Here is a 6,364-nt window from a genome sequence, read left to right as displayed (position 1 = left end):
GGGGGGGGGGGGGGGGGGGGGGGGGGGGGGGGGGGGGGGGGGGGGGGGGGGGGGGGGGGGGGGGGGGGGGGGGGGGGGGGGGGGGGGGGGGGGGGGTGGGGGTTGTGCTGACGGTTGCCATCGGTGCGCTTGGGCCGTCGGCGGTGGTGCCGGGGCTGGCGGGGGCGGGGTGGCAGCCGCCGTACTCGCTGGGGTTGCGGCCGGACGGGCATCTGGTCATCGCGATGGCGGCGGCGGCGATCGTGGTGGGTGCCACGGGGCTCGGGGCGGGGCTGGTCGCCCTGCGGCGGGGGTGGGCTCCTGATCCCCGGCGCCTGCTGCTCTACGGGTGTCTCGTCGCGGGTGTGCTGGCGTTCCTGCCGCCCTCGGGGTCGGCCGATCATCTCAACTACGCCGCCTACGGGCGGATGGCGGTGCTCGGGCACGATCCGTACGCCACGGGGGCCGTCCAGCTGAGCGGTGATCCGATCGCGGACGCGGTGGAGATCCCGTGGCGGGAGGAGCCGAGCCTCTACGGTCCGGTCGCGACCGCCGTGCAGGCCGGGGCCGGCCTGATCGGCGGGGACTCGGTACGGCTCACCGTGTTCGCCCTCGCCGCCGCGAACGCCCTCGCGTTCCTCGTGACCGCCCTGCTGCTCCACCGGCTGGCGAGCGGCGACCGCGACCGGCAGGCACGGGCCGCGCTGCTCTGGACGGTCAACCCGCTGGTCCTCTACCAGCTCGTCGCCGGCATGCACGTCGACACCCAGGCCATCGTCTTCGTGACCGCCGCCCTGCTCACGGGCCGCGGCACCCGCTGGTGGGCCACCGGCCCGCTGCTCGGCCTCGGCATCGCCACCAAGGTCAACTCGGGCCTGGTCGCGCTCGGCACCGCGTGGGAGCTGCGCCGATCGCCCTGGCGGCTGGCGTTCGTGGCGGGCACGGCCCTGGCCACCGTCGTGGCCGCCTACCTGCTGGCCGGCCCGAACTCCCTCGATCAGGTCCTGCACGCCAGCAAGTCCATCTCCTGGGCCACCCCCTGGCACCTGGCCCAGCGCGCCCTCCAGACTCTCTTCGGCCCGGGCGCCTACCGCTCATGGGTCCAGGCCGGCTCCCTCCTGACCCTCCTGGCCCTGGCCACCGTCCTCTTCCGTGCCCTCCGCCCCCACTTCTCCCACAGTTCCACAACCCACTGGTGGAACGGTCGCACCGAGAGACCCGCCGGTGGTGCGCGCGAGGCCGGCGAGGGGGGGATGGTCGCGGTGGTGGTCGTGGTGGCGTGGTTGTTCGCCACGCCGTACGCGTTGCCGTGGTACGACGGGCTGGCGTTCGCGTTGCTGGCGACCGTGCCCGCCACGGCGCTGGACGGGTTCATGGTCGCGCGGGTGGCCGCGTTGTCGCTGGCCTACCTTCCGGCGCGGCAGCAGGGGCAGCCGCCGGATCTCGGGTGGCTCGTCACCGTGGTGCGCGGTCAGGTGGTGCCGTGGATTCTGCTGGGGCTGACGGCCGCCCTGGTGTGGTGGGCGGTGCGGGCAGCCGGACGGCGGCGATCGACGCCGCCAGGGTCAGCGGCACCGCCACGGTGAGCGCCATGGCGGGGATCGCGATGCCGGAGTCGTTCAGCAGGAAACCGGCGAGCGCGGTGGTCAGCACTCCGAACAGTCCGGCCCGCAGCGCGGGCGCCGCGGCGTAGGCCTGGCCGAGCGCCGAGGCCCCCCAGCGGGACGGGCGGGCCAGCACGAGGAAGAGGAACGCGAGCGCGGCCATCGAGAGCGCGGTGAGCTGCCAGTTCCCGAGCGTGCCGAGCATCGCGCCGAGCTTGCGGCCGACCACCGGGAGTGCCTCGCCCGAGGCGACCTGCTGCACGAAGGCGCCGAGGTGGGTGCGCCGGTCGGCCGGTCTGGTCCAGTCGGCCACGGCGATCGCGGCGATCAGCGCGATCCCGGCCGCCGCCACCACGGCCAGCCTGCCCGCGGTGATCCGGCGGCCGGAGACCATCATCAGGAAGACCGCGAACCCGAGCACGAACGCTGGCACCCCGCCGAAGTCGGCGCCCCACCCGGGCCACCCGTCCGCGAAGATCGCCAGCAGGCCGTAGCCGAGGCAGAGGGCCAGGCCGAGCCCCCGACGTCCACGGTCGCCGAGCGTCTGCGCGACCCCGGCGAGCGCGAGGACCGTCCCCGTCGCGTACACGGCGAAGGCGATGTTGCCGAAGCCGTAGAACCGCCCGCCGGTGACGGGCTCGTACCCGGTGACCGCGTTCACCTGCAGCCGGGACCCGGTGATCACGTCGAGCAGCAACGCGGCCGACGTCACCCCCGCCACGACCGTCAGCGGCCCCAGCACATGGCGACGCCAGGGCCCCGCGAGCGCCACCCCCGCGATGAGCGCGGTGAAGCCCACGATCGTCGCGATCAGCGCCACCATCGGCCGCCCCGCCGTCCACCACGGCACCAGCTGCGCCAGGAACGTGGACACCGGCACCGCCCCGCTGGCCACCGCCAGCCCTCGCGTCCAGCCCAGCAGCCTCGCCGCCCCGCCCCCGTACCGGCGCACCACCACGGCCGCCAGCGCGTAGAAGAGGATCTGCACCGCGACCAGCACCGCGAAGAACGGCGCCCGCACCTCCACCAGCACCCGGCTGGCCAGATCCGCGTCCCCCAGTCGCCGGACGGTCTCCGCGACCCCGGCAGGCGCCCCGCCTCCGGCCGCCCACGTCCGGCCCACCCCACCCTGCGGCGCCGGGATCCCCAGCACGCCGAGCACCGTCGCCGTCACATCGGTGATCGTCACCAGCCCGTCCTGCCGCGTGGACGACGCCGTGAGATACCCGCGCGGGTACCCGGCGCCACCCGGCCGCGGCCCGTGGGCGATCGCGACGTGCAGGTTGGCCGTGGTGGCGGTGTCGGAGAGCCCGGCCACGAGGACGGTCGTCCCCGGGGCGACACGCCCGAGGAGCGCGCCGATCCGCTGATCGGCCCCCGCCGCCGCACGGGCCCGGGCCTGCGCGGACAGATCGGAGGGCTGGGTGTCGCGCGGGAAACCGGACGGCTGGAGCCAGGCGCGCGCGAGGTCGTCGATGTCGGCGATCAGGAGAGTGTGACGGGAGAGGTCCCCGAGCCCCGCCGGATCGGCCGAGTAAGTGCCTACTTTTCCGGACCTATCCGCTGCCGCCAGCGCGCCCCCCGGCCCGATCGCCGCCACCGTGCCCCCGGCGTCGCGTACGGACTGCCCGAGGAGCCCGACGGTGGCCCGGTACGACGTGGCGGCGTTGTACGCCGCGAGATCAGCCCACCCCGGGACGGTCGCCGCACCGCCGGGAGCGAGGTCCGGGGCGGGCGGCAGGTCGCACTCACGGGCCGCCGACCCCGCCCGCTGCCCCGCCGAGACGGTCAGCCACCCCGCGACCGGACAGGTGCCGGCGCGGTCGGGCCGGGGATAGGCCCGCGTGGACATCGACGCCGACCCGGACTCGCCGACCAGTTTCCACAGGTTCGGCGTGCGCACGTGATCGACGTCCTCCCACTGGAGCCCGGGAACCCCGATCAGCACCACCCGCCCGGTCACCCCCGCGTGGGCGGCGGAGGCGGCCTGCGCGGGGACGAGGGAGAGCACGGGGAGCGCGAGAACGCCGAGGGCGATGAGGACGTGCGCGAGCCACCTGCCCAGAGGGGGGACGCCGGCTCGCGTGGTCAAGGAGGTCTCACTTTCATGATCGCCAAGTCGGCCCGCCGAGACGGCCGGCCCTGTCCCGGTAACGATAGCCAGAAGCGAGCACGAGCCCGGCCCGCCGGTGCGCCCCTGTGGACAACGGCCCGCCCAGGCTGTGGACGACCGGCGCACCGGAACCGTGGACGGCGGGTCCCGGAGCCGCGTACGGCGGGTCCCGGAGCCGCGTACGGCGGGTCCCGGAGCCGCGTACGGCGGGTCCCGGAGTCGTGGACGGCGGGTCCCGGCGCCGTGGATGCCAAAGTGCGCTGGAGCCGGGAGCGCCGGAGCCGGGGTGACCGCCTCGCGGGGCGGGGACGGCCGGCGTGCCGGAGTGGGGGGCCGGGGTGGGGTGGGCAGGGTAGCCTGCGACGTCGTGAGAGATGTGCGGGGTGGGCGGTGGTGGGCCTCCTGGGCCGGGGGGGTGCTGGGGGTCGTGGTCGCGGTGGGGCCGGTGGTGCGGTACTGGCTGACCAACCCGGGGGATCAGCGGCTGGTCGATCTGGACGTGTACCGGAGCGGGGGGATGAGCCTGCTGCAAGGGCTGCCGGTGTACGACATGATCACTCCGGCGCCGCAGCTGCTGCCGTTCACCTATCCGCCGATCGCGGCGATGCTGGCCGTGCCGCTGGCGCTGATGTCGTGGCCGGTGGTGCAGTGGGTGTGGACGCTGGGGGTGTTCCTCTGCCTGGGGGTCACGGTCTGGTACTCCTTCCGGGAGGCGCTGGCGCGGGCGCGGCCCCGATGGGCGATGCCGCTGCTGCTCGCCCTGCTGGTCGCGGCGGCGTCCCTTCTCATGCCGATCAGGGATCAGGTGCGCTTCGGGCAGGTGGACATCCTGCTGGTGATGCTCTGCGTGGCCGACTGCCTCGCCCGCCGCCCCTGGTGGCCGAGGGGGCTGCTCATCGGCCTCGCCACGGCGGTCAAGCTGACCCCGGGCGTCTTCCTGATCTACCTGCTGATCACCGGCTTCGGACGGGACGGGCTCCCCGGGCAGCGCCGCGCCTTCTACATGGCGGCGTTCACCGCGGCGCTCCTCACGATCCTCCCGTTCCTGGTGATGCCGCACGACGCCGCCGGCTTCTGGTTCTCCGCCCTGCTCGACTCCGAGCGCCTCGGCGCCAACAACGCCACCACCAACCAGTCCATCCGCGGCATGCTCCTGCGCCTCTACCTGCCGGGATGGCTGACGGCGGTGTTGTGGCTGGCCCTGGTGGCCGTGGTCGCCTGGTACGGCTTCCGGCACGCCCGCCGCGCCCTGCTCGCCGGCGACCGCCTGACGGCGGTGGCTCTGACCGGCCTGATGGCCGTGCTGATCTCCCCGGTGGCGTGGATCCACCACCTGGCCTGGGTGGTGGTCGTGCTGGCCGCGCTGGCGGGCCCGTGGGACGGCACGGTGCGGCCCTGGCGCGTGTGGACGGTCGCGGGCGCGTGGATCTACTACGTGGTCCCGATCCCGTGGTGGGGGGTCTCGCTGCGCGCCGCAGAGATCCCCGTGCTCAGCCCGGTCATGGGCCGCGTCGTGCAGGACGCCTTCGGCCTCGGCGCCCTGGTCCTGCTGTGGCTGCTCGCCCGCCGCACCCGGCGTCCGGCCGGGGACCACGGCCTCGCGGCACCCCCCGGCGCCACGGCCTCCGACCCCGGACACTCCCCGGTTGACCACATATCGCCGGGTAACCGGTAAATATCCCGGGTGTAACGGTGCCATGGCCCGGTAGCCTGCTGATATGCAGAAACTCGCCTACCTCGGACCCGAGGGCACCTTCTGTGAGGCCGCCCTGCGGATCCTCGCGCCGGACGCCGAGCGCATGCCCTGCGCGAACGTCACCGCGGCGCTGGAGGCCGCCCGGGGTGGCGAGGCCACGGCGGCGGTCGTGCCGCTGGAGAACTCGGTCGAGGGGGCCATCACGGTCACGCTCGACGAGCTGGCCTGGGGGCAGCCGCTGCTGATCACGGCGGAGGTCCTGCTGCCGGTCGAGTTCTCGCTGCTCGTCCGCCCGGGCACGGGGATGCCGCACATCAAGCGCCTGTTCACCCACCCGGCGGCGATCACCCAGTGCCGCGGCTTCCTGGCCCGCGAGCTGCCGGACACAGTGGTCATCGCGGCGCCGTCCACGGCCGCCGCCGCGCTGGAGGTCTCCATGCCGGGCTCGCCGTACGACGCGGCGATCGGCCCGGCCATCGCGGGCGAGCACTACGGCCTGGTCGAGCTCGCCTCCCGCATCGGCGACCGCGACGACACGGTGACGCGCTTCGTGAAGGTCGCCCCGCCCGGCGCGCTGCCCGAGCCCACCGGCGCCGACCGCACGTCCCTGGTCGCCTTCCTCGAGGACGACCACCCGGGAGCCCTCCTCGAGATGCTGAGCGAGTTCGCGGTGCGCGGCGTCAACCTGACCCGCATCGAGTCCCGCCCCACCGGCGACGGCATCGGCCGTTATTTCTTCCACTTCGACGCCGAGGGTCACGTCGCCGACGCCAGGGTCGGCGAGGCGCTGTCCGGCCTGCACCGCCTGTCGGCCGACGTGCGGTTCCTCGGCAGCTACCCCCGGGCCGACCACCTGGCGCCGGAGCCGAAGAAGGGCACCGCCAACGCCGAGTTCGCCGAGGCCGCCGAGTGGCTCACCTGGCTCAGGTCCGGCCGGCTGTGACCCTGGCGCCGGGTTTTGCCGCGCGAGCG

General features: G+C 74.8%; 3 protein-coding genes and 1 pseudogene. 3 read left to right on the top strand and 1 reads right to left on the bottom strand.

The genetic code is table 11. From position 1 onward, the window contains the following. Nucleotides 1-224: 224 nt before the first annotated feature. Nucleotides 225-1,130 (top strand): annotated as a pseudogene (gene mptB / locus ACFP1K_RS37190) (polyprenol phosphomannose-dependent alpha 1,6 mannosyltransferase MptB); the annotation flags it as partial. Nucleotides 1,131-1,434: 304 nt separating this feature from the next. Here the strand turns inward: mptB and ACFP1K_RS37185 are convergent. Further along, on the bottom strand, nt 1,435-3,675 hold the full coding sequence (locus tag ACFP1K_RS37185; protein WP_380762423.1) for a hypothetical protein: 2,241 nt from the start codon (nt 3,673-3,675) through the stop codon (nt 1,435-1,437). Nucleotides 3,676-4,063: 388 nt separating this feature from the next. Here ACFP1K_RS37185 and ACFP1K_RS37180 point away from each other — a divergent pair, with 388 nt between their 5' ends. Further along, nucleotides 4,064-5,371, top strand: coding sequence for a glycosyltransferase 87 family protein (locus ACFP1K_RS37180; RefSeq protein ID WP_380762421.1), 1,308 nt, complete (start codon nt 4,064-4,066; stop codon nt 5,369-5,371). Nucleotides 5,372-5,414: 43 nt separating this feature from the next. Next, nucleotides 5,415-6,335, top strand: coding sequence for a prephenate dehydratase (gene pheA / locus ACFP1K_RS37175; RefSeq protein WP_380762419.1), 921 nt, complete (start codon nt 5,415-5,417; stop codon nt 6,333-6,335). Nucleotides 6,336-6,364: the final 29 nt, after the last annotated feature.

The organism is Sphaerisporangium aureirubrum (assembly GCF_042658925.1).
Lineage (GTDB): Bacteria > Actinomycetota > Actinomycetes > Streptosporangiales > Streptosporangiaceae > Sphaerisporangium > Sphaerisporangium aureirubrum.
The sequence above is the reverse complement of the archived record's forward strand: the minus strand, read 5'-3'. Positions and strand labels throughout refer to the sequence as shown.

What these genes read in the sequence shown, in the direction of transcription:
- pheA (WP_380762419.1), top strand. Translation starts at nt 5,415, where the DNA reads ATGCAGAAACTCGCCTACCTCGGACCCGAGGGCACCTTCTGTGAGGCC.